Source organism: Streptomyces sp. NPDC001927, assembly GCF_053594455.1.
The window spans coordinates 145,630-168,436 of record NZ_JBSFEN010000012.1 but is presented as its reverse complement, the minus strand read 5'-3'; the positions used below and the strand labels follow the sequence as shown (position 1 = coordinate 168,436).

At 72.4% G+C, this 22,807-nt stretch carries 18 protein-coding genes; 7 read left to right on the top strand and 11 right to left on the bottom strand.

Annotated elements, in window-relative coordinates; translation table 11 throughout:
• Position 1: 1 nt before the first annotated feature.
• From ACWCO8_RS30285 to ACWCO8_RS30265, 5 genes are all read right to left on the bottom strand, one after another.
• Positions 2 to 3,157, bottom strand: coding sequence for an efflux RND transporter permease subunit (locus ACWCO8_RS30285; RefSeq protein ID WP_451034939.1), 3,156 nt, complete (start codon positions 3,155 to 3,157; stop codon positions 2 to 4).
• A gap of 148 nt (positions 3,158 to 3,305) precedes the next feature.
• Positions 3,306 to 3,998: a response regulator gene (locus ACWCO8_RS30280; protein ID WP_451034938.1), complete on the bottom strand. Its 693-nt coding sequence runs from the start codon at positions 3,996 to 3,998 to the stop codon at positions 3,306 to 3,308.
• Entirely contained in the window at positions 3,995 to 5,263 is a 1,269-nt protein-coding gene (locus ACWCO8_RS30275) for a sensor histidine kinase (protein ID WP_451034937.1), read from the bottom strand. The genes ACWCO8_RS30280 and ACWCO8_RS30275 overlap by 4 nt, the downstream gene beginning before the upstream one ends.
• A gap of 87 nt (positions 5,264 to 5,350) precedes the next feature.
• Complete coding sequence (gene pspAA, locus ACWCO8_RS30270; protein ID WP_451034936.1) at positions 5,351 to 5,629, bottom strand: PspA-associated protein PspAA; 279 nt, start codon at positions 5,627 to 5,629, stop codon at positions 5,351 to 5,353.
• Between the two features lie 42 nt (positions 5,630 to 5,671).
• Positions 5,672 to 6,469, bottom strand: a complete 798-nt coding sequence (locus ACWCO8_RS30265; protein ID WP_362013434.1) for a PspA/IM30 family protein — start codon at positions 6,467 to 6,469, stop codon at positions 5,672 to 5,674.
• 269 nt (positions 6,470 to 6,738) lie between these two features.
• Here ACWCO8_RS30265 and ACWCO8_RS30260 point away from each other — a divergent pair, with 269 nt between their 5' ends.
• Both ACWCO8_RS30260 and ACWCO8_RS30255 read left to right on the top strand, forming a co-directional pair.
• Positions 6,739 to 7,335 (top strand): DUF3043 domain-containing protein, encoded by a 597-nt coding sequence (locus ACWCO8_RS30260; RefSeq protein ID WP_451034935.1) that lies wholly within the window; start codon positions 6,739 to 6,741, stop codon positions 7,333 to 7,335.
• 50 nt (positions 7,336 to 7,385) lie between these two features.
• Positions 7,386 to 8,165, top strand: coding sequence for a class I SAM-dependent methyltransferase (locus tag ACWCO8_RS30255; RefSeq protein WP_362013610.1), 780 nt, complete (start codon positions 7,386 to 7,388; stop codon positions 8,163 to 8,165).
• Between the two features lie 69 nt (positions 8,166 to 8,234).
• Here ACWCO8_RS30255 and ACWCO8_RS30250 read toward each other — a convergent pair whose 3' ends face one another.
• Positions 8,235 to 8,444 carry a hypothetical protein gene (locus ACWCO8_RS30250; protein ID WP_451034934.1) on the bottom strand — a complete coding sequence of 70 codons (210 nt, stop codon included), beginning with the start codon at positions 8,442 to 8,444 and terminating at the stop codon, positions 8,235 to 8,237.
• A 91-nt stretch (positions 8,445 to 8,535) separates the two neighbouring features.
• Here ACWCO8_RS30250 and ACWCO8_RS30245 point away from each other — a divergent pair, with 91 nt between their 5' ends.
• The 3 genes from ACWCO8_RS30245 (at position 8,536) to ACWCO8_RS30235 (ending at position 12,752) form a co-directional block, all read left to right on the top strand.
• A complete protein-coding gene (locus ACWCO8_RS30245; protein ID WP_362013440.1) occupies positions 8,536 to 9,738 on the top strand; it encodes a bifunctional adenosylcobinamide kinase/adenosylcobinamide-phosphate guanylyltransferase in 1,203 nt (400 codons plus the stop codon).
• A gap of 62 nt (positions 9,739 to 9,800) precedes the next feature.
• Positions 9,801 to 10,898, top strand: coding sequence for a nicotinate-nucleotide--dimethylbenzimidazole phosphoribosyltransferase (cobT, locus tag ACWCO8_RS30240; protein WP_451034933.1), 1,098 nt, complete (start codon positions 9,801 to 9,803; stop codon positions 10,896 to 10,898).
• A gap of 93 nt (positions 10,899 to 10,991) precedes the next feature.
• Positions 10,992 to 12,752, top strand: a complete 1,761-nt coding sequence (locus ACWCO8_RS30235; protein ID WP_451034932.1) for a phosphatidylglycerol lysyltransferase domain-containing protein — start codon at positions 10,992 to 10,994, stop codon at positions 12,750 to 12,752.
• Positions 12,753 to 13,398: 646 nt separating this feature from the next.
• Here the strand turns inward: ACWCO8_RS30235 and ACWCO8_RS30230 are convergent.
• The gene (locus ACWCO8_RS30230; protein WP_451034931.1) at positions 13,399 to 14,235 is read right to left on the bottom strand and encodes a hypothetical protein; all 837 of its coding nucleotides are present in this window, start codon (positions 14,233 to 14,235) and stop codon (positions 13,399 to 13,401) included.
• 67 nt (positions 14,236 to 14,302) lie between these two features.
• Between ACWCO8_RS30230 and cobS the strand changes: the two genes are divergently transcribed.
• Complete coding sequence (gene cobS / locus ACWCO8_RS30225; RefSeq protein WP_451034930.1) at positions 14,303 to 15,070, top strand: adenosylcobinamide-GDP ribazoletransferase; 768 nt, start codon at positions 14,303 to 14,305, stop codon at positions 15,068 to 15,070.
• On the opposite strand, the gene ACWCO8_RS30220 is transcribed toward cobS, so the two are convergent.
• The 4 genes from ACWCO8_RS30220 to ACWCO8_RS30205 are packed head-to-tail and all read right to left on the bottom strand — an operon-like array spanning position 15,067 to position 20,709.
• Entirely contained in the window at positions 15,067 to 15,699 is a 633-nt protein-coding gene (locus tag ACWCO8_RS30220) for a spherulation-specific family 4 protein (RefSeq protein WP_451034929.1), read from the bottom strand. The two genes, cobS and ACWCO8_RS30220, sit on opposite strands and share 4 nt — an antisense overlap.
• 9 nt (positions 15,700 to 15,708) lie before the next feature.
• Positions 15,709 to 17,106, bottom strand: coding sequence for a hypothetical protein (locus tag ACWCO8_RS30215; protein WP_451034928.1), 1,398 nt, complete (start codon positions 17,104 to 17,106; stop codon positions 15,709 to 15,711).
• A complete protein-coding gene (pelF, locus tag ACWCO8_RS30210; protein ID WP_451034927.1) occupies positions 17,103 to 18,623 on the bottom strand; it encodes a GT4 family glycosyltransferase PelF in 1,521 nt (506 codons plus the stop codon). The genes ACWCO8_RS30215 and pelF overlap by 4 nt, the downstream gene beginning before the upstream one ends.
• Positions 18,624 to 18,678: 55 nt before the next feature.
• Positions 18,679 to 20,709, bottom strand: a complete 2,031-nt coding sequence (locus ACWCO8_RS30205; RefSeq protein WP_451034926.1) for a hypothetical protein — start codon at positions 20,707 to 20,709, stop codon at positions 18,679 to 18,681.
• Positions 20,710 to 21,033: 324 nt separating this feature from the next.
• On the opposite strand from ACWCO8_RS30205, the gene ACWCO8_RS30200 reads away from it, so the two are divergent.
• Positions 21,034 to 22,539, top strand: a complete 1,506-nt coding sequence (locus ACWCO8_RS30200; protein ID WP_362013457.1) for a leucyl aminopeptidase — start codon at positions 21,034 to 21,036, stop codon at positions 22,537 to 22,539.
• The last annotated feature ends 268 nt before the right edge of the window (positions 22,540 to 22,807 follow it).

The following is a 22,807-nucleotide window of genomic DNA, read 5'->3' as shown; positions in this document are numbered from 1 at the left end:
GTCAGACGTCCAGCGCGTCCAGCAGGGTCGCGTCCGCGGGGGTCACGTCCGGCTGCTCCGGGTTGCCGGTGCCGTCGCCCTTCTTGCCCTTCTTCGCCTTCTTGGCCGCCTTCTTCTTCGCGCGGCGCTCCTTGCGGAGCTCCACCATCGCGTAGAGCGTCGGGACCAGGAGCAGCGTCAGCAGCGTCGACGTGATCAGACCGCCGATCACGACCACCGCGAGCGGCTGCGCGATGAAGCCGCCCTCGCCGGTGATGCCGAGCGCCATCGGGAGCAGCGCGAAGATCGTCGCCAGGGCCGTCATCAGGATCGGGCGCAGTCGGTGCCGGCCGCCCTCGACGACCGCCTCGACGACGCCCAGGCCCTGCGCCCGGTACTGGTTGATCAGGTCGATCAGGACGATCGCGTTGGTCACGACGATGCCGATCAGCATCAGCATGCCGATCATCGCCGGCACGCCCATCGCCGTACCCGTGATCACGAGCAGACCGATCGCGCCGGTCGCCGCGAACGGGATCGACACCAGCAGGATCAGCGGCTGGATCAGCGACTTGAAGGTCGCGACCAGCAGCATGAAGACGATCGCGATGGCCGCGAGCATCGCCAGGCCCAGGTTGAGGAACGCCTCGGACTGGTCCTCGGAGACACCGCCGATGGACGCGGTCGCGCCCTCCGGCAGGTCGAGCGCGCTGATCTTCGACTGGAGCTCGGTGCTCACCGCGCCGGTGTTGTCACCGGTCGGCTTGGCCGAGATCGTCGCGGCCCGCGAGCCGTCGATCCGGGTCATCGAGACCGGGCCGGGGACCAGCTCGACCGTGGCGATGTCGCCGAGCTTGACCGGGCCGAACGGCAGCGCCTTCAGGCTCGCCATCGTGGTGGCCTGGTTCGCCGAGGTCAGGACGATGTCCCGCTCGGTGTCATTCAGGATCGCCTTGCCGGCCGGGGTGCCCCGGACCGCCTGGGCGACGGCCATGCCGAGGGTCGTGTCGTCGAAGCCGAGCTCCGCCGCCTTGGCGTTCGCCTTGACGGAGATCCGCGGCACGGACTGGGAGAGGTCGCTCTGGACGTCGGTGACGTCGTCGAGCTTGGCGACCTCGGCCTTGACCGCCTCGGAAGCCTTCTTCAGGGTGTCCGCGTCGGAGGCCTTGACCACCACGCTGAGGTCCTGGCTGCCGAAGCCGTCGCCGGCCGCGATCGTGGTGTCGCCGATGCCGTCGAGCTTGCCGAGGGCCGCGTCGATCGCGTCCCGGGTCTTCTCGTACGAGGCCGAGTCCTCCAGGGTCAGCTGGTACGAGGCCTGGTTGGCGCCCGTGCCGCCGCCGAACGCGGCCATGAAGCCCGAGGAGCCGACGGTGACCTGGTAGTCCTTCACGCCGTCGGTGTCGGCGATGACCTGCTCGACCTTCTTCGCGGCCGCGTCGGCCGCCGCCAGGCTGGTGCCCGGGGCCAGCTCCTGCTTGATGGACATGACCTCCTGCTCGCCCTGGTCGAAGAAGTTCGTCTTCAGGAGCGGGGCCATGCCGAAGGTGCCGACCAGGACGACGATCGCGATCGCCACGCTGGTGAGCCGGCGCCGGGTCGCGAACCGCAGGACCGGGACGTACAGGCGCTGCAGCCTGCTCTTGTTCTCCTTCTCCTCCGCGAGGCGCCGGGCCTCGTCCGGGTTCTCCGACGTGCCCTTGGGGGCGCGCAGGAACCAGTACGAGAGGACCGGGACGACGGTGAGCGAGACGAGGAGCGAGGCGAGCAGGGCGGCGGTGACCGTCAGGCTGAACGAGCCGAACAGCTCCCCGACCATGCCGCCGACCAGACCGATCGGCAGGAAGACCGCGACCGTGGTGAGCGTGGAGGAGGTGACCGCGCCCGCGACCTCGCGGACGGCGGTGAGGATCGCCGACTGGCGCTCCTCGCCGTAGCCGAGGTGCCGCTTGATGTTCTCCAGGACCACGATCGAGTCGTCGACGACCCGGCCGATGGCGATGGTGAGGGCGCCCAGGGTCAGCATGTTGAGCGAGAGGTCACGGGTCCACAGCACGATCAGGGCCAGGACGACCGAGAGCGGGATCGAGACCGCGGTGACCAGCGTGGAGCGGATCGAGGTCAGGAAGACCAGGATCACCAGGACGGCCATCACGAGACCGAGCGCGCCCTCCGTGGTCAGACCGGAGATCGACTTGGAGACGGCGGGGCCCTGGTCGGAGACGACGGTCAGCTCGGCGCCCGCGCCGAGGTCCTTGCGGAGCTCGGGCAGCTTCTCCTTGACGGCGTCGGAGATGGCGACGGCGCTGCCGTCGTTGTCCATGGTGGCCATCACGGCGAGGCTCGGCTTGCCGTTGGTACGGGTGATGGAGACCCGGGAGGCCTCCTCCTGCTTCACCTCGGCCACGTCGGCGAGGCGGACCGCCTTGCCCTGCTCGGGCTTGATCCGCAGCTCCTGGAGCTGCTGCAGCGAGGTGAAGCCGCCGCCGACCTGGACCGTGCGGCTCTTGCCGTCCTCGGAGAACGAGCCGGCCGGCACCGTGCCGCCGCCGGAGCGGATGGCCTCGGCGAGCTTGCCGGCGTTCAGGCCGGCCGCCGCGAGCTTGGCGTCGTTCGGGGTGACGGAGACCTGGAGGTCCTGGACGCCGTCGATGGAGACCTGGCCGACGCCGTCGATGTCCTCAAGCGCGGGGACGACGGTGCGCTCCAGCTGGTCGGCGAGCGCCTGCTGGTCCTTGTCGGAGGTGACGGCGAGGACGACGGTCGGGATGTCGTCGGTGGAACCGGCGACGACCTGCGGGTCGACACCGTCGGGCAGCGCGACGCGCGCGCGGTTCACGGCCTGCTGGACGTCGGCGACGAGCTGCTTGGTGCCCTCGTCGCCGTAGTCGAAGGTGGCCATGATGACGGCGTTGCCCTCGGAGGCGGTGGACGTGACGCCCTTGATGCCGTCGACGGCCTTGATCGTGGACTCGAGCGGTTCGACGACCTGCTTCTCGACCACATCGGGGGACGCGCCCTGGTAGGGGGCGAGGACCGAGACCATCGGCAGCTCGATCGAGGGCAGCAGTTGCTGCTTCAGCTGCGGGATGGCTATCGCCCCGAAGACGATGGCGACGATGGACATCAGCCCGATCAGGGCCCGTTGCGCGAGGCTGAATCTTGACAGCCAGGACATGGGGTCTCTCTTCTGTGGCGTGCTCGGCAGGCGGGCGGTGATGGGTGCCCGCATCCACGATCAGCCATGAGAGGCAACGGATCCTCGGCCCCGGGGCTCAATTCCTTATGCCGCGCATACCGCGTCTGGAGTACGCCGGGGTACTCCGTCACTCCACCCTTGGACGTACCAGCCCCGACTCGTAGGCGGTGACCACCAGCTGGGCGCGGTCGCGGGCGCCGAGTTTGGCCATCGTCCGGTTGACGTGCGTCTTCACCGTGAGGGGGCTGACCTCCAGGCGTTCGGCGATCTCGTCGTTGGAGTGCCCGCCGGCGACGAGGACGAGGACCTCGCGCTCCCGGGTGGTGAGGGCGGCCAGGCGCTGCGAGTACGCCGGCGCGCCGTCCTCGCCGTCGGGGTCCGAACTGCCGCCCTGGGCGAGGAACTTGGCGATCAGCCCTTTGGTCGCCACGGGCGAGAGCAGGGCCTCCCCGGCGGCGGCGATCCGGATGGCGTTGAGCAGTTCGTCCGGTTCCGCGCCCTTTCCGAGGAAGCCGGAGGCCCCGGCGCGGAGCGACTGCACGACGTACTCGTCCACCTCGAAGGTGGTCAGCATGACGATCCGTACGTCGGAGAGCTCCGGGTCCGCCGTGATCAGCCGGGTGGCGGCGAGCCCGTCCGTGCCGGGCATCCGGATGTCCATCAGGACGACGTCGGCCCGGGTGGAGCGGGCGAGGGCGACGGCCTCGGCCCCGTCGGCGGCCTCGGCGACGACCTCCATGTCCGGTTCGGAGTTCACGAGCACCTTGAAGGCGCTGCGGAGCAGCGCCTGGTCGTCGGCGAGCAGTACCCGGATCGTCATGCGTCCTCCCCCGTACGGGCCGTAGCGGGCAGTATCGCCTGGACCCGGAAGCCGCCGCCGTAGCGGGGTGCCGCGGTCAGCGTGCCGCCGAGGGCGGTGACCCGCTCGCGCATGCCGAGCAGCCCGTGGCCGCCGGTGTCGGTGGACGGCGTCGGCTGCGGCACGCCGTTGTCGAGGACGGTGATCTCAACCGTACGACCGACCCGGATCACGCTCACCTCGGCCTTGGCGCCCGGGCCCGCGTGCTTGCGCACATTGGTCAGAGCCTCCTGGATGATCCGGTACGCGGCGAGGTCGACGGCCGCCGGCAGCCGGAGCGCCGTCGGGGCGCCCCCCGGCCGGTGGCTGAGGGGGGCGGTGTCGTCGTCGGCGCAGGCCAGCTCCACGGGGAGGCCGGCGTTGCGGAAGGTGGTGAGGAGCTCGTCGAGGACGGTGAGGCCGGGCGCCGGTTCGGTGGGGGCCTCGGGGTCGCCGGACTGGCGGAGGAGCCCGACGGTGGCCCGCAGCTCGTCGAGGGCGGAGCGGCTGGCGGCCCTTACGTGCCCGAGGGCCTCCTTGGCCTGGTCGGGCCGCTTGTCCATGACATGGGCGGCCACTCCGGCCTGGACGTTGACCAGGGCGATGTGGTGGGCGACGACGTCGTGCAGGTCGCGGGCGATCCGCAGCCGCTCCTCGGCGACCCGGCGGCGGGCCTCCTCCTCGCGGGTCCGCTCGGCGCGCTCGGCCCTCTCCCGGATGGCGTCGACGAAGGCGCGGCGGCTGCGCACCGCGTCACCGGCGGCCGCGGCCATGCCGGTCCAGGCGAAGACGCCCAGGTTCTCCTGCGCGTACCAGGGCGTCGGCCCGAAGAGCATCGAGGCGCCGGTGAGCACGGCCATGGTGATGAGGCCGACGCGCCAGGTGGTGGGCCGGTCGGTGCGGGCGGCGACCGTGTAGACCGCGATCACGGCGCTCATCACGACGGGCGCGGGCCGGTCGTCGACGATCAGCTCGACGAGGGTGACCGCGCCGGTGAAGGCCAGGACGGCGAGCGGGTCGCGGCGCCGCAGGATCAGGGCGGCGGCGCCGATCACCATGAGGCCCACGCTGCCGATGTCGGGGGTGCGGTCGCCGAAGGTGGGACCGTTCGGGCTGCCGTGGGGGTCGGCGAAGGACGCGGTGATCATGCAGATGAGCGCGCCGAGCGCGAGCGCCGCGTCGAAGGCGAGGGGGTGCGCCCGCAGCCACTGCCGGCCTCGCGGGAAGCCGCTGTCGAGGGTGGTCACGACATGCAACGGTACGGGGTGGAACGCGCCGGTGCCCCGCTCCTCCGGTGGGGAGGGGCGGGGCACCGATCTGTTGGAGAGTCCGGCTCAGCCCGGGATGAGGCCGTCGTCGGAGAGCATCGCGCGGACCTCTTCGAGGGTCGCGTCCGGCGCCGGCAGGATCAGCTCGGAGGGTTCCAGTGCGTCGTCGGGGAGGGGTTCGCCGATCCGGCGGACCTCGTCGAGGAGCGCGGACAGGGTCCGGCGGAAGCCCTCGTCGTCCCCCGACTCCATCTCCGTGAGCAGCTCGTCGTCGAGCTTGTTCAGCTCGGCGAAGTGGCTGTCGGCCAGCTTCCACTGGCCCTCCCCCATGATCCGTACGATCATGACGCGTTCCTTCGGGCTCGTTCCTGCTGGTCGCAGCGGGCTCTACTGCTTGTCGAAACGGGGCTGGGACTGCTGCTGGTCCTGCGGCGTGGCCGTGCCGTTGCCGCCCTCGATGGCCTGCTTCGAGGCCGACGGGCCTCCGGCCAGCTCCGCCTTCATCCGCTGGAGCTCCAGCTCGACGTCCGTACCGCCGGAGAGCCGGTCGAGCTCCGCCTGGATGTCGTCCTTGGCCAGGCCCGACTGGTCGTCGAGCGCGCCCGAGGCGAGCAGCTCGTCGATCGCGCCGGCCCGCGCCTGGAGCTGGGCGGTCTTGTCCTCGGCGCGCTGGATGGCCACGCCGACGTCGCTCATCTCCTCGGAGATGCCGGAGAAGGACTCGGCGATCCGGGTCTGCGCCTGGGCCGCCGTGTAGGTCGCCTTGATGGTCTCCTTCTTCGTACGGAAGGCGTCGACCTTGGCCTGCAGCCGCTGGGCCGCCAGCGTGAGCTTCTCCTCCTCGCCCTGCAGCGTCTGGTGCTGCACTTCGAGGTCGCTCACCTGCTGCTGCAGGGCGGCGCGCCGGGAGAGCGCCTCACGGGCCAGGTCCTCACGGCCGAGCGCCAGCGCCTTGCGGCCCTGGTCCTCGAGCTTGGAGGACTGTCCCTGGAGCTGGTTCAGCTGCAGTTCGAGCCGCTTGCGCGAGGTCGCCACGTCGGCGACGCCCCGCCGGACCTTCTGCAGGAGCTCCAGCTGCTTCTGGTAGGAGTAATCGAGGGTCTCGCGCGGATCCTCGGCCCGGTCAAGGGCCTTGTTTGCCTTCGCGCGGAAGATCATCCCCATACGCTTCATGACACCGCTCATGGGCTTCGCGCGCCCCCTTCTGACGGACTCGGCTCAAGCTCTCCAACAGGATCCACAGTACGGTCCCTGTCTCCATTACCGCACTGTTCGGGGGCGGATGTGCTCCTCCCCAAGGACGACTGCGAGCGGGCTCTCTCCGGCCCAGGGAGTAGATGGACCTCGGGGAAACCGTGCGTGTCGTCCGTGCGTACCCCCACAGACGCGGTCCGATACCAGATCGTTCCCGCCCGCACTGGGGTCCACACCCCCCACCACGTACTCTGGGTTTTGTGTTCCGTAGCCGTTCCAAGGAAGAGAAGGCCGCCACCGACAAGGTGAGCGTGGACTTCTCCAAGCAGACCCGCGACCCCGAGGCCCCCAAGGGCCGCCCGACCCCGAAGCGGAGTGAGGCGCAGACCCAGCGCCGTCGCGCCGCGACGGTGCCGACCGACCGCAAGGAGGCCGCCAAGCGCCAGCGCGAGGCGCGCCGCTCCGACCTGGCCCGGCAGCGCGAGGCGCTGGCGAGCGGTGACGAGCGCTATCTGCCGGCCCGCGACAAGGGTCCGGTCCGCCGCTTCGTGCGCGACTTCGTCGACTCGCGCTTCGCCATCGCGGAGTTCTTCCTGCCGATGGCCGTGGTGATCCTCGTGCTGTCGATGGTCCGCGTCCCGGTGCTGCAGAACGTCTCGCTGCTGCTCTGGCTCGGTGTGATCGTGATGATCGTCATCGACTCGATCGGCATCTGGCTCCGTCTGAAGAAGCTGCTCAACGAGCGCTTCCCGAACGAGCCGAAGCGCGGAGCCGTGGCCTACGGCCTCATGCGTACGCTCCAGATGCGCCGACTGCGACTGCCGAAGCCGCAGGTCAAGCGCGGAGAGCGGCCCTGAGCGCGGACGTCGGCACGGACACCTCCACGTCCGGCACGGCGAGCGGCCCGCTGGCCGCCGCCTCCTCCCCGTGGCCGAGCGGGTACGGCGGGCTGCGCGAAACGGTCCGCCAGGAACTCGTCGCGCGCCAGCTCGACGAGCAGATAGCCGGCCGCTACCCGGTGGGGCAGCGGCTGCGGATCCTCGACGCGGGCATGGGTCAGGGCACCCAGGCCCTGCGCCTCGCCAGGGCCGGTCACACCGTGACCGGCCTGGAGTCGGATCCCGAGCTGCTCAAGGCGGCGCGCGAGGCGCTGGCCACCGAACCGGCCGGGATCCGTGAGCGGGTCCGGCTGATCGAGGGCGACGGCCGCGAGACGGGCGTCCACTTCCTGCCCGGCAGCTTCGACGTCGTGCTCTGCCACGGCGTGCTGATGTACGCGGACGAGCCGGACGCGCTGCTCGCCGGGCTCGCCCGGATGCTGGCGCCCGGCGGTCTGCTCTCCCTGGTCGTACGGAACGCCGACGCCCTCGCCATGCGGCCGGGGCTCGCCGGGGCCTGGTCGGACGCGCTGACCGGCTTCGACTCGGACACGTACACCGACCGCAACGGCGCGAAGGTGCGGGCCGACCGGCTCGACGCGCTGACGTCGACGCTCGCGGGGATCGCGGCGCCGCTGCACACCTGGTACGGCGTACGGGTCTTCACCGACGGCGTGCCCGGCGAGGTGGGCCTGCCGGCCGCCGAGGAGCTGGAACGTCTGCTGACCGCCGAGGACCGCGCGGGGCGGACGGAGCCGTACCGCAGGGTGGCGGCGCTGCTGCACCTGTGCGGGGTACGGGGCGGCTGAGAACGACGCACGGCCCCGGAGGGCCGGGGCCGTGGTCAAGCACGTCCTGGGGCGGTCCCCGGTGTCCTGCTAGCCCTCCGCCGCCTCGCGGAGGGACATCGTGTAGATCTTCGTGTCGTCCTCGAAGAGCGACGCCTGTTCCGTGCCGCCCTCCAGGAGGTCCTTCCAGACCTCACCGATCCAGGACTCGGCGTCGCCCTGGGTCGTCCAGTCCTCCGGTTCCACCGAGGGAGCGGTCTCCGTGCCGTCGGCCTTCTCGAACCGCCACGTCCATGCCATGTCCGCCTCCTGAGGCTCACCGGATGATCGGTTTCCTGCCCGCAGCGTAGCCGGGCGCGCACCCCTCGCGGTGTCGCGGGAGGATCATTGGGTGGAACTGACTCTGCTCGGCACCGGCGCCCCCCTCGGGCTCCCCCGCCCCGAATGCCCCTGCGCCGTCTGCGCGACCTCCCGCGGCCCCCGGGCGCGCGCCGCCACCGCGCTGCTCGTGGACGAGGCGCTGCTGCTCGACCTGACGCCGGGGGCCGCGCTGGCCGCAGCCCGGGCGGGGCACTCGCTGGTCAACGTACGGCAGGTGCTGCTCACGCACCCGCACGACGGGCCCGCGGTGGAGGTGCCTGCCGGGCTTCCGGCAGCCGGAAGGGTGCCGGACGGACGCGAGTTGACGCTCATCAGCGGGCACCGGGTGCGGGCGGTGCCGATGGACTCCCCCGGTACGGGGTACGAGGTGACCTCGGCGGAGGGCGAGCGGCTGCTCTACCTGCCGCCCGGGGGCTCCCCCGCCGGTCTGCCGGAGAACCACCGGCCGCCGTACGACATGGTCGTCATGGACGTCACGGGCCGGCCGGACGCGCTGGCGCGGCTGCGGGCGACCGGGGCGGTCGGGGCGAGCACCGACGTGATCGCCGTCCACCTCGACCACGACGTGCCGAACGGGCGCGAGTTGGACCGGCGGCTCGCGGCGGCGGGGGCGCGGGCGGTCCCGGACGGCACGACGCTGTACGTCGGCGAGTACCACGCCGTGCCCGACGTGCCGCGCCGCACGCTGGTGACCGGCGGCGCGCGCTCGGGCAAGTCGGTGGAGGCCGAGCGGCGCCTGGAGACCTTCCCCGAGGTGCTGTACGTGGCGACGAGCGGGACCCGGGAGGAGGACCCGGAGTGGGCGCAGCGGGTGGCCCTGCACCGGGACCGGCGGCCCGGCTCCTGGCGTACGGAGGAGACCTGCGACCTCGTCCCGCTGCTCGCGACCGAGGGGCCCGCGCTGCTGATCGACTGCCTGTCGCTGTGGCTGACGGACGCCATGGACCAGGTGGGCGCCTGGGAGGACGAGCGGTGGGCGAGCGGGGGCCAGGAGGCGCTGCGCAGGCGGGTGGAGGAGCTGGTGGCGGCGGTGCGCGCCACGTCCCGCACGGTCGTCACCGTGACCAACGAGGTGGGCTCGGGGGTCGTTCCCGCCAGCGCGGCCGGACGGAGGTTCCGGGACGAGCTGGGGCGGCTGAACGCGGCCTTCGGGGACGAGTGCGAGCAGGTCCTCCTGGTCGTCTCGGGGCAGGCGCTGGTGCTGCGCGGGTAGGGTTCGATCACCCATTGGCCACAGCTTGGCCACAGCCGACGTCGACGTCACGAGGACGAGCCTTGAACCTGGACGACTTCTCCGATCTGATCGAGCGCCCCGACGGCGGGGTGCGGCGTGACGCCGAGGAACGCCGGGAGCGGCTGATCGTTCCGCCCGGCGCGCTCGGCCGGCTCGACGAGCTCGGCGAGTGGCTCTCGGCGGCGCAGGGTTCGGTCAAGGTGCGGGCGATCGAGCAGCCGAAGGCGGTGCTCTTCGCGGGCGACCACGGGGTGGCCTCGCTCGGGGTGTCGGGCCGCCCGGCCGGCACGGCGTACGAGCTGGTCCGCTCGGTGCTCGACGGGGCGAGCCCGCTCGCGGTCCTCGCGCGCAGCGCGGGCGTTCCGGTACGGGTGGTGGACGCCGGTCTGGACTGCGAGCCGGAGCTGCTGCCCGCCGAGGTGGTCCGGCACCGGGTGCGGCGCGGCAGCGGCCGGATCGACATCGAGGACGCGATGAGCGCCGAGGAGACCGAGGCGGCGATCCGGCTCGGGGTGGCGATCGCGGACGAGGAGGCCGACTCCGGTACGGATCTGGTGGTGCTCGGCGATCTGAGCGTGGGCGGTACGACGCCCGCGTCGACGCTGATCGCGGCCCTGTGCGGGACGGACGCCTCGGTGGTCACCGGCCGGGGCGGGGCGGGCATCGACGACCTGGCGTGGATGCGCAAGTGCGCGGCGGTCCGGGACTCGCTGCGGCGCGCGCGGCCGGTCCTGGGCGACCAGTTGGCGCTGCTCGGCGCGGTCGGCGGGGCGGACCTGGCGGCGATGACGGGCTTCCTGCTGCAGAGCGCGGTGCGCCGGATGCCGGTGATCCTGGACGGTGTGGTGGGCGCGGCCTGTGCGCTGGTGGCGCAGCGGGCGGCGTTCCGGGCGCCGGACTGGTGGCTGGCGGGTCAGGTGAGCGGTGAGCCGGCGCAGGCGAAGGCGCTGGACCGGATGGCACTCAACCCGCTGCTCGACCACGGCGTCACTGTGGGCGAGGGAACCGGGGCTCTGCTCGCTCTTCCCCTCGTCCAGGCCGCCGCCGCACTGGCGGCGGAGCTGCCCGAGAAGCCGGAGCCGACCACTCCGGAGGACACCTCGGACAGCACGGCGGACTCGCCGGACGAGGAGAACTAGACGGATCAGGGCGCCGGAAGCAGGTCCGCCACATTCGGGCGGGCGCTTCCGGCGCCCCGCCATGACGAGCGATGCCCCATATGATCGCTTTTCATGGGAGAGGTCCGTTTGTCCACCGAAGGAACGCCCAGGGGCACGGCCCGTTCGCGGCGCAGCGCCGCGTTCGCCGTCTGGTACCTGCGCGCCGTCACGTTCATCAATTTCCTGAGCGCCGTGTGGGTCTCCCTCGGCCAGGACCTCCGTCGGCACAACACGGACAACTACTTCACTCCGTACATGCTGACGGCGGGCTTCGCCTCGGGCGTCTTCACGCTCTTCCTGGCGATCACCATGCGCCGCCGCAAGCGCGCCGCGTGGATCCTCAACATCGTCCTCAGCGGGCTCTTCCTGCTGCTCTTCGCCTTCGCGATGTTCTTCCCGGAGATCCGGCAGCACGCCCAGAACTGGATCTCGCTCGTCCTCACCGCCGCGTTCGTCCTCGCGCTGATCCTCGGCCGCAAGGAGTTCTACGCGAAGGGCGACCGCTCCAACCCCTGGCTGGCCGCCGTCGTGGCGGTCGGCGGCCTGCTCGTCACCTCGCTGCTCGCCGCCGTGCTCGTCACCGTCACCAACACCTCCACCGGCACCTCCACCTTCCTGGAGCGCTGGCGGTACGGCGTGATGCGGCTGATCACCCTGGCCGCCGACGACTCGGCCTTCGACGGGATCGCCACCCCCGGCTGGGTCAACGTCGTCATCAACGTGCTCTCCACGCTGCTGATCATCGCCGTGCTCTACGCCGCGTTCCGTTCCCGCCGGGCCGTCGACCCGCTCACCGACGACGACGAGGAGAAGCTGCGGGCCCTCCTCGACAAGAACGGCGACCGCGACTCGCTCGGCTACTTCGCGCTGCGCCGCGAGAAGAGCGTCGTGTGGTCCCCCAGCGCGAAGGCCGCCGTCGCCTACCGGGTCGTCGGCGGGGTCTCGCTCGCCTCGGGCGACCCGATCGGCGACCCCGAGGCCTGGCCCGGCGCGATCGAGCCGTGGCTCGCCGAGGCCCGCGAGCACGGCTGGATCCCGGCCGTCATGGGCGCGAGCGAGGAGGCCGGCACCATCTACGCCCGGCACGGCCTGGACGCCCTTGAGCTGGGCGACGAGGCGATCGTGGAGACCGACGAGTTCACCCTCGAAGGCCGGGCCATGCGGACCGTCCGGCAGGCCTTCAACCGGGTCAAGCGGGCCGGGTACGAGGTACGGATCCGGCGCCACGAGGACATCCCCGCCGACGAGATGGACGCGCTGCTCCGCAAGGCCGACGACTGGCGCGACGGCGCCACCGAGCGCGGCTTCTCCATGGCGCTCGGCCGGCTCGGCGACCCGCGCGACGGGCGGTGCGTGATGCTGGAGTGCTCCGACGAGGACGGCGAGCTGCGGGCGGTGCTCTCCTTCGTGCCCTGGGGGCCGAAGGGGCTCTCCCTGGACCTGATGCGCCGCGACCGGGACTCCGAGAACGGCCTGATGGAGTTCATGGTCATCGAACTCCTCCAGCGCGCCAAGGAGATCGGGATCACCCAGGTCTCGCTCAACTTCGCCATGTTCCGGTCCGTCTTCGAACGTGGCTCGAAGCTCGGTGCGGGGCCTGTGCTGAGGATGTGGCGTTCGCTGCTCAGCTTCTTCTCCCGCTGGTGGCAGATCGAGTCGCTGTACCGCGCCAACGCCAAGTACCGACCGATCTGGGAGCCCCGCTTCATGCTCTTCGAGAAGAGCGCCGACCTGCTCCGCATCGGCCTCGCCGCCGGCCGCGCCGAGGGCTTCCTGGAGGCCCCCGGGCTGCCGAAGTGGATGCACCGCAAGCACCTGGAGGGCCGGCGGTGAAGTCCGCGCTGAAGGGCTTCGCCCGCCGCGAGTGGGGGCCGCTGTACACCGCCGTACGGGACGCGCTCGTCACCAAGAAGTGGCGCGCCATCCCGATGACCCTTGCGGCCGTCTGCCTCACGGCCCTCTTCCAGATCGTGCAGAACCAGGACTGGGGCTACCAGCCGGTCCAGAACATCGGGTCCGTGCGCGCCGAGGACCCGGTGTGGCTGGCCCTGCTGCGTACCCCGCTCTCGCTCTTCGTCCCCGCGCTCGATCTGCCGGTGTGGGGCGCGCTGGCGCAGATCCTGCTGGTCTTCGGTATCGCCGAGATCTGTCTGGGGCGGTGGCGGACCCTCGCCATCGCGTACCTCTCGACGCTGGCCGGGACGCTGTACGCGCGCGTGGGCATCGCGCTCGGCCCGGACAACCCGCTGGGGCTGCCCGCCTCCGACGCGCGGGTCGTGGACACGGGCCCGTCGGCGGCGGTGGTCGGCCTCGCGGTGTACGTCTGCTGGCGCTACCGCGCGCGGTGGACCGGGGCGCTCGTGGTCGTCGCGATGGTGGTGGAGGTGCTGATCAAGAGCAACCTCGCGGGCAAGGAGCACCTCGCGGCGATAGCCGCCGTGCTCGTGCTGATCGCGGTCATGGCCTGGCGCGAGCGCCGTCAGTCCCCACCGCCGGGGCCGGGCGGCGGGGCGGACCCCGAAGACCCTGAAGACCCCGAGGACCCTGCGGACCCCGAGCCGGAGTTGCGACCCGGGACCCGTTCCTGGAAGCCGCCGATCACGTCCTGAGTGCGCCGCCGCACCTTGTCCCAGCGCCGGTCGTGCCGGTAGGTGCGCAGCCGGGACTTGGCGCGGGCGCGGTGGCGCCGGCGGTAGAGGTGGCGGGACCACCAGGAGCCGGGCCGGGCGAGGCGGACGGCGCCGACGATCGCGACGAACGGCACGAGCGTGCCGATGACGGCGAGCCGGAACTTCCCCTTGACCAGCGTGATCAGGACGAAGAGGAAGTTCACGAGGAGCGTCAGGACGAAGGTGCCCCGGTTCTGCCGCTCGTCCGGGGTCAGTTCGTTGACCCCCAGCGGCGAGAAGCCGCCGAGGACCAGCATGACCAGGGCGGCGGTGAACACGACCATCTCGACACTCTGGCGGCCCTGGTCGCTCCAGTAGACGTCGTCGAGGTGCAGGATCAGCGCGAACTCGTCCAGGACGAGGCCCGCGCCGATCCCGAAGACCGCCGCGAAGACGCAGGCCGTGACGCCTTCCCGGCCGCTGGCGACCGCGCCGAAGCCACCGACGACGGTGAGGACGACACCCGGCACGACATGGTGGATGTGCAGCCCGCCGGCGGACTTCACATTGCCGAACGGGCCCTTCCCGGCCCGGATCATCCGCACGATGGTCCGCGTGACCAGGAAGGTGATCATGAAGGAGGCAAGGGCGATGAGCAGCGGGAGCTTCCCCGGCTCGACGAAGTTGCGGTAGAACCAGTGACCCATGCCACCCGCTTCCGATTTGTACGTGATGCGCAATTTACCTCGTGAGGCTCTGCCTTACCCTGCCCGGATGGACGGCCTGCGTTTCGCTTTCGGCACCCTCACCGTGCTGCCCGCCCGCATCACCCGCTGGGACCGGGACGCGGCGCGCGCCGGCATGCTCTGGGCCCCGCTCGCGGGCCTCGTCCTCGGCCTGTTCGCGGCCGCGCTCGGCGGGGTGCTCCTGCTGCTCGGCTCGGGACCGCTGCTCGCCGCGGTCGCCACGACGGCCGTCCCCGCGCTGATGACCCGCGGCCTCCACCTGGACGGGCTCGCGGACACGGCGGACGGGCTCGGCAGCGCGAAGCCCGCCGAGGACGCGCTGCGGATCATGAAGCAGTCGGACATCGGCCCGTTCGGCGTGATCACGCTCCTCTTCGTCCTGCTCGCCCAGGTCGCCGCGCTGTACCAGCTGTACGAGGAGGGCTGGGCGTACGGCACCGTCGGCGCCGCCCTCGCCGCGACCGTCGCCCGCCTCGCCCTGACCCACGCCTCCCGCGAGGGCATCCCGGCGGCCCGCCCCGAGGGCCTGGGCGCGATGGTCGCCGGCACCGTCCCGGTCCGCGCCGCGGCCCTGGTCACGGCGGCCGTCCTGGCGGCGTGCGCCGCGACGGCCGCGCTGTTCTCCCCGTACGACGCCCTGCGCCACGTCCTCGCGGCGGGCGTGGGCCTCGCGGCGGCGGCCCTGCTGCTGCGCCGCTGCGTCCGGCGGTTCGGCGGGGTGACGGGCGACGTCTTCGGCGCGGTCGAGGAGACGGCGGCCACGGCGGTGCTCGTGGCGCTGACGCTGGGCCTCTAGGGACCAGCGACGCGGTCCAAGGCGTGCGGGAGCGTGCCCCAGGGGTGGGCGCCCGTGCCCGGGACCGCGCAGTGGACCCGGGTGGTCGGGAGGGCGTCGCGGGGGGCCGCGTAGACCAGGTGGCAGTAGTGGTCGGCGACCGGCAGGTCGAGGCCCCGGTAGGAGTCCCAGGGGCCCTCGAAGGTGACCAGCAGGTCGGCGAGTTCGGCGTAGCCGGGGTCGGGGTGGGCGCCGTGGTTGAGGACCAGGGTGCGGGCCCCGGCGGCGCGGGCGGCGACGCCGATGCGGCGCACATGGCCGAGCGCCTCGGGCGCGGTCGGCACCTGGTCGAGGAAGGCGCCGTCGGCTCCGTACCAGTCGCGGTGGCGCAGCAGCTCGGCGACGACCTCGCCGTGCGGGCGGCGCCCGTACGCGGTGTCGGTGTAGCCGAGGACGCGGACGCCCGCGGTGCGGAGCCGGGCCGCGAGGGCGGCGAACGCGGGGTCGGGGGCGGTGCCCGCGCCGTTCGCCGGGTTGAGGACGACGCCGTACAGCGACGGCGCCGCCTCGACCACGGCCTCCCAGGCGTCGGGGCGGTCGGCCGGGTGCTCGTAGAAGGGCACGAGAAGGGTGGGGCTGGGGGCGTTCACGAGCCTTCCTCAGACACGGTGGGCGGTCGGTCGGACGAGCAGGGCGCAGGTCAGGACGGCCATGGCGGCGGCCGCCGCCCCCGCGACCAGCGGCCCCGAGGACGGGGCGAGGGTCTGGGCCGCGGCCGCGAGCGTGCACACGGCGGCCGCGCCGCGCACCGCGCCGAAGGCCTGGAGCAGCAGCCCGAGCCAGAGCACCACCCCGACGAGCAGCAGCCCCGACAGCCCGGCCCCGTCGGGCCCGGGGGCTCCGGGCCACAGCAGGACGCCCACGACGGCCAGGGCGAGGAGCACGGCGAGGTACGCGCCGAGGCATTGCGCGAGGGCCCCCGCAGCCGCCCGCCGGAACTCGCGCGCACTGGTCAGGGTCCGCAGCCCGGCGACGCTCAGGCGCCGGAACCGGTGCAGCAGCCACTCGGCGGGCCCCATGGAGAGCGTCAGCGCAAGCACGGGCCCCGCCCCGGTGACGAGCGCCTCGTCACCGCCCGCGTACAGCACGAGCAACCCGGTCCCGAGCCCGAAGAGCCCGTACGGGACGGAGGCGAGGAGCGGCGGGCCCGAGCGGGGGCGGCGGGGGGCGGGGCTCCGTACGCCCCCGCCCCGCAGCACCAGGGCAGCGAAGGTGATCGCCGCCGCCAGGGAGAGGGCCGGGAGGCCGGCCCTCAGGACGTCCGGGACGTCGTACCGGAACGCCGGGACCGCGCCCGCCAGCGGGGCGAGGGCGCAGAGCAGGGCGCGTTCGCGGCCGAGGACGAGGAGGACGGTCGCGGCCGCCAGGTAGAGCGACTGGCCCGTGGCGAACACGACGACCGGCCACTCGCCGGGCCCTGCCACCGCGAGGGCGACCGCCGAGCCGACGAGCGCGCCCGCCGGGGCGCCGACGCGCAGGCTGCGGACGGCGGAGTCCCGGTCACCGAGCCCGAGCCAGGTGTACGCGCGGTGCGACAGGGCCTGGTTCCAGACCCAGCCCGCCACCGCCCCCGCGAGCAGGGGAACCGTTCCCGCACCGCCGAACAGCGGGGCCCCCAGGACGTACGCGAGCCCGGGCAGGGCGAAGACGACGCCCCGCAGCAGACAGCCGCCGAGGCCGTGGTGCCAAGGCCCCGCGGGCGGGGCCTCCGGCTCGGGGTGGCGCCGCTCCACGCGCGCGTAGAGGTCCTCGGCGAGGGCGAACGAGTCGGCGCGGCCGTAGGTGAGCCGGATGTGGTCGTCCGTCATGCCGTCGGACTCCAGGATCGCGGCGATCTCGTCCGGATGCACCGCGACCGCCGCCAACCCGGCCAGCCGGTCCGCGAGTTCGTCGACGGGGTCGGCGGCGAGGATCCCCGCCCCCGCCACCCGCTGGCGCGGGATCACCGGCAGGGTGTCCCGCATCGTGCCGTTCTTCAGCCAGAGGGAACCGCTCATGACAGGGACCCCCCGCCGACGAGTTCAGGCCGCCAGGGGTCGGTGAGCAGCACGGTCCAGTCCTCCGAGGGCTCCGGCGCGGTGGGCACGGGCGGCTCGCCGGCCAGTTCCAGGTAGATCCGGCGGAAGCCGTCCACCGAGCGGTGCAGGGTGAACCGGTCGACGACCCGCTGCCGGGCCCTGCGCCCCAGTTCGGCCCTGCGCTCCCCTTCCCGCAGCAGCTCCGTGACGGCCGCGGCCATCACGGCGGGCTCGCGGGGCGGGACGACGATCCCGGTGTCGCCGACGGCCTCGCGTACCCCGCCGACATCGGTGGAGACCGTGGCCCGGCCGCAGGACATCGCCTCGATCAGCGAGAACGGGAACCCCTCGCTGATCGAGGAGAGCATCACCACGCTCCCGGCCGCGTACGCGCCGGCCACGTCGGAGACCCGGCCCTCGAAGGTGATCCCGTCGGTCACACCCAGCTCGGCGGCGAGCTTCTCCAGGCCGGTGCGGTAGTCCTCGTTGCCCGCCGGGACCGGGCCGAACAACCGCAGCCGCAGCTCCGGGAGTTCGGCGCGGGAGATCGCGTACGCCCTGATCAGCGTCTCCAGATCCTTGATCGGGTCGACACGTCCGCACCAGCTGAGGGTGGGAACCTCCGGCTCGGGCCCCGCGTAGGGGAACGCGTGCGGGTCGACGCCGTTGTAGACGGTCCGGATCCGGGCGGTGGGGGCGCCACCGCGCTCCTCCCAGCGCCGGTTGTACTGGTTGCAGGGGGTGATCAGGTCGGCCTTGCGGTAGCCGAGGGTGTTGAGCTCGCGGTAGAAGCCGAGCATCAGGGCCTTGACGGGCCAGCGCTGGGCCTCGGTGCGGTAGCCGAGGTAGCGCTCGCGGAGATAGATGCCGTGTTCGGTGAGCAGGAAGGGCACCCTTTCGAAGTGCTGGGCGGCGAGCGCCGGCAGCGTCGCGAGGCCGCTGGAGACCGCGTGCGCGACGCTGCCGTCGGATATCCGGGCGGCGAGCGGACGCAGCGCGTGTTCGAGTAAGTCGGTCGCGGTGAGCGCGTCGTGGACCGTGGGCCGGGCGGCCGCGGTCGGCAGATGCGGCATGGTCCAGATCCACATCAGGGAGCGCAGCGCGCCTTCGGAGCGCAGCGCGGCGGTCAGTCCGCCGCGCCGGGCGAGCGCGGCGAGGGCGTAGAGGCCCTCGCCGAAGTCGCAGCCGGCGTCGGGGTCGAGGATGGAGAGCAGGAAGCGCTCGTAGGTGTCGGTGAAGCGGCGCCGCTCACGGCCCCGTGGGGCCCGCCCCCGCTCCGGGGCGGAGCCCCAGAGCGGGAAGGCGGTGTGACGGGAGATGTTCGACGGCAGCTCCCAGGTCACGGGTTCGCGGCCGTTGCCGGTGAGGGCGAGGATCTCGAAGTCGACCTCGGGCATGCCCCGCACGAGCTGGTCGCACCAGGTGCTGACTCCCCCGTGCACGTGCGGATAGGTGCCTTCGGTGAGCATGGTGACGTGACGGCCACGGCTCGGCATGTGCGTTTCCCCCCAGAACGTACGGTGGTCGGTTCGTACGGTCGTACGGTCGTCGTCAGGCCGTCGGGAGCTTGAGCGTGGTCGTGGACTGGAGCGCCTCGGGGGCGGTCCAGGCCGAGCGCGCTCCCGCGTAGGCCGTGCCGAACACCGCCGTACCGAGCAGGAGTTGCTTACGCGTCCCCTCGGGGACGGTGACCGGGGCGGTCACTCCGGAGGGCGCCTTGACGGTGACGGCGGTGCCGATGCGGTACGCCGTGACCTGACCGGCCGCGAGCGCCCGGTCCCAGGCGGCACGGCGGTCGAGCTCGGTGCCGACGTCGCGCTGACGAGGATTCACCAGCGGGGCGTTGTCGGCGTACAGGGCCCGGTAGTCGGCGAGGACCCGGTCGAGGACGGGGTAGAGGATGCGGTCCTCGGCCAGGTTGGACTGGTGGACGTAGTGCGGGCGCGGGTCGTTGGCGACCACGTGCGAGAGGGCCGTGCGGGCCTCCTGCGGGACGATGTGGGCGGCGTACCCGGTGGCGGTGTCGAGCGGGGCGGGCAGGCAGGTGGAGGCCGGGTTGGACTCGCAGATCCCGCTGCCGCCGTCGGCCCGCGAGGTGTAGATCCAGTTGTACTCGTCGGCCATCTCGGCGGCGGTGCCCACGTTGTAGTACACGTTCATCGGGTGGCGCGGGACGGTCTTCGCCGCGCCGACCGCCCGCTGCTGGGGCTCGCGGGAGTTGTCGCTGGCGATCCACTTCACGCCGTTGTCGGCGAGCGCGCCGGCCAGGTACGGGTTGTCCACGGGCTGCTGCGGCGAGGTCTTCAGGCCGGAGTGCTCGCCGGTGACGAGTTCGGTGCGGTCGACGGAGATGCCCTTGGCGACGGCCCAGTTGTGGTTGTCGCGGATCTGCGCGGCGATGGTGCTGCGGCTGGTCCACTGGGTGGCTCCGGCCGCGGTCTTCGCGCACTGCCAGGGGACGGTGCTGGTGTCCTGGACGCAGCCGAGGAAGGGGTGCGTGTAGGTGTGGTTGATCCAGCGGTACTGGGCGCGGTCGGCGATCAGCTTGGCGGCGAGCGGGTCGGCGCCGGCGTGCTCGGTCTTCCACTGCTCGCCCTGGCCGCCGTTGTAGACCATGTCGAGCGTGAAGCCGGCGGCCTTCTGCCAGGCGGCGGCGTACGTGGCGTCGGCGGCGGTCATCCGGACCGGGTTCTCGCCGGCCTCGCCGTCGCCGCCGGGGCAGTCGAAGTCGCCCGGGGTGCAGTTGCGCGCGGTGTCCCAGCGGGCGTCGGGGGCGAAGACGTCGTCGACGTGGACGGAGAAGTAGTTACGGCTCTGGCCGAGGTGGACGCCCTCGGTGAGCCACTCGACGATGCCGCGCGCGAGGACCCGGAACTGCCGCTGGTACTGGTTGTAGGCGAAGGTGACGACGAGTTCGCGGCGCCCGTCGTGGGCGTACTCGCCGATCAGGCTGGCCCGTCCGCCGCCCGACACCGGCACGTCGAGGAGGCTGGTGAAGCCCGCGCGCGGGCGGCCCGCGTAGCCGTAGCTCTCGGTGATGGCGGCGTCGTTGTCCTCGAAGGTCACCGCCCCGTCGAGGTACCGGAAGGGCCCGGCCTTGCCGGCGGCGGTGAGGTCGGCGGTGGCCCCGTCGAGGGAGCCGGAGTAGCCGCCCTCGTTGGTGTAGTCGAGGCCGACGCCCGGGTGGGACCAGGTGTACGCGTCGACCTGCGGGATCTTGAAGGTCGTCTCGTACGCCGCGAGCGCGGCCTGCTCGGCGGAGTCGGGCCCGAACGCCGACTCGTGCGGCAGCACGACGCCCTGGTACTTGGCCCGGGGGCGCCCCGAGACGGTGTCGCTGAGGAAGGCGGCGTTGATGACCGGGCGACCGGAATCGGCCAGATCGACCCGGCGGTACGGGACGCCGGTGGAGCGCAGCTCGGCGACGATCGCCTGCACGGCGCTGCCGCCGTCATCGACCACGAGCACGGTGAGGTCGACCCGAGGCACGGGCGGCGCGGCGGCGCTCGCCCCGGCCGAGGGAACGACGGTCGCGAGGAGCGCGGCGGCGACCATCGCGGCGGTCCTGGCGGTTCTGGGCATGCGGGATCCGGCAGAGTCCATCGTGTGGTGTCCCCCCTCGACAGGCCCGCCGGACGCGGAGGACCTGTGGAGATGATGCGGATGATGCAAAGGAGCGTGTGCTGCCCTTGCGCGAATGAGGCGAGTGTGGACGAGCTCACCGACTCTGAGGGGTAAACGTGAAAGAGACACCACGGATGAGTGAATCACCGTCGCCGTGAGCGAACACGAAGAGCGAGCGTAGGCTCGTTCTCGGCGCTCTCCGGGCCGAAATACGATGCGGCGGGCATGGTCGGCCCATCCCTCGACCGCCACAGAACTCAATGGAAGCGAGATTTCACCACCGTGACTGCTCTCACTCTCAGCACAGCCGGCGCCGCGACGCTGCGCGCGGACGCTCTTGTCGTCGGTGTCGCCAAGTCCGGCAAGGGCCTGGTCGTCGCGCCCGGCGCCGAGGCCGTGGACAAGGCGTTCGACGGGAAGCTGGCCGCCGTCCTGGAGACCCTGGGCGCTGCGGGTGCCGAGGGTGAGGCGACCAAGCTGCCCTCCCCCGCGGGTCTGAAGACCCCCGTCGTGCTCGCCGTCGGTCTGGGCTCCGTGCCCGAGGACGGCGCGTCGTACCGCGCCGAGACGCTCCGCCGCGCCGCCGGTACCGCCGCCCGCACCCTGCACGGCGCCAAGAAGGCCGCCTTCGCGCTGCCCGTCGCCTCCACCGAGGACGCCGAGGCGATCGCCGAGGGCGCGCTGCTCGGCGCGTACGCGTACACCGCGTACCAGGAGTCCAAGGACGCCAAGAAGCCGCTCGGCGAGGTCGCCCTGCTCGGCGGCAAGCCCCGCGACAAGGCCTTCAAGGCCGCCGCGGAGCGCGCGCAGGCGCTGTCCGAGGAGATCAACCGCGCCCGCGACCTGATCAACATGCCGCCGAACGACCTCTACCCCGAGACGTTCGCCGCCATCGTGACGGCCGCCGGCAAGGAGCACGGCCTGAAGGTCCAGGTGCTCGACGAGAAGGCGCTCGACAAGGGCGGCTACGGCGGCATCCTCGGCGTCGGCAAGGGCGCCGTCCGCGGTCCGCGCCTGGTCCGGGTCGCGTACACGCACCCGAAGGCGGAGAAGACCCTCGCCCTGGTCGGCAAGGGCATCACCTACGACTCGGGCGGCATCTCCCTGAAGCCGGCCGGTCACAACGAGACGATGAAGTGCGACATGAGCGGCGCGGCCGCCGTGTTCGCCGCCGTCGTCGCCGCCGCGCGGATCGGTCTGGCCGTCAACGTCACCGGCTGGCTGGCGCTCGCCGAGAACATGCCGTCCGGCAACGCCACCCGCCCCGGCGACGTGCTGCGGATGTACAGCGGCAAGACCGTCGAGGTCCTCAACACCGACGCCGAGGGCCGTCTTGTCCTGGCCGACGCGCTGACCCGCGCCTCGGAGGAGAACCCGGACGCGATCGTCGACGTGGCGACCCTGACCGGCGCGATGGTGCTCGCCCTCGGCAACCGCACCTTCGGGATCATGGCCAACGACGACGACTACCGCACGGCGATCCACGAGACCGCCGAGGAGGTCGGCGAGGCCTCCTGGCCGATGCCGCTCCCCGCCGACCTGCGCAAGGGCATGGACTCCCCGACCGCCGACATCGCCAACATGGGCGAGCGGATGGGCGGCGGCCTGGTCGCCGGTCTCTTCCTGAAGGAGTTCGTCGGCGAGGGCATCACCTGGGCCCACCTCGACATCGCCGGCCCGGCCTTCCACGAGGGCGCCCCGTACGGCTACACCCCGAAGGGCGGCACCGGCTCCTCGGTCCGCACGCTGGTGAAGCTGGCGGAGAAGACCGCCGACGGCGAGCTCTGACCCGTCCGGTGACACGGAGCGCGGCCCCCGGACCCCGGTCCCGGGGCCGCGCGTGTTCACCCTCGACGAAATCCGTACGTTCGTACGGCCCGGTTACCTGTCCGTACGGGCGATCGGCCGGTCTCACACACCGGCCCCGCGTCCCGCCTTCCGGCAACAAGTGCGAAGATGGGTTCTCGGCAGGACAGGGCCCCCACCACAGGGCCGACATAAAAGCGGCCGGACACCAGCCGCCGCCCGGTCACAGGAGACCGGCGACGAGCGCACA

Coding starts and splice junctions, on each gene's coding strand:
- cobS (WP_451034930.1), top strand. CDS start 14,303: ATGGACGGCCTGCGTTTCGCTTTCGGCACCCTCACCGTGCTGCCCGCC.
- ACWCO8_RS30230 (WP_451034931.1), bottom strand. CDS start 14,235: ATGGGTCACTGGTTCTACCGCAACTTCGTCGAGCCGGGGAAGCTCCCG.
- ACWCO8_RS30265 (WP_362013434.1), bottom strand. CDS start 6,469: ATGAGCGGTGTCATGAAGCGTATGGGGATGATCTTCCGCGCGAAGGCA.
- ACWCO8_RS30250 (WP_451034934.1), bottom strand. CDS start 8,444: ATGGCATGGACGTGGCGGTTCGAGAAGGCCGACGGCACGGAGACCGCT.
- ACWCO8_RS30285 (WP_451034939.1), bottom strand. CDS start 3,157: ATGTCCTGGCTGTCAAGATTCAGCCTCGCGCAACGGGCCCTGATCGGG.
- ACWCO8_RS30280 (WP_451034938.1), bottom strand. CDS start 3,998: ATGACGATCCGGGTACTGCTCGCCGACGACCAGGCGCTGCTCCGCAGC.
- ACWCO8_RS30235 (WP_451034932.1), top strand. CDS start 10,992: ATGGGAGAGGTCCGTTTGTCCACCGAAGGAACGCCCAGGGGCACGGCC.
- pspAA (WP_451034936.1), bottom strand. CDS start 5,629: ATGATCGTACGGATCATGGGGGAGGGCCAGTGGAAGCTGGCCGACAGC.
- ACWCO8_RS30215 (WP_451034928.1), bottom strand. CDS start 17,106: ATGAGCGGTTCCCTCTGGCTGAAGAACGGCACGATGCGGGACACCCTG.
- ACWCO8_RS30205 (WP_451034926.1), bottom strand. CDS start 20,709: ATGCCCAGAACCGCCAGGACCGCCGCGATGGTCGCCGCCGCGCTCCTC.
- pelF (WP_451034927.1), bottom strand. CDS start 18,623: ATGCCGAGCCGTGGCCGTCACGTCACCATGCTCACCGAAGGCACCTAT.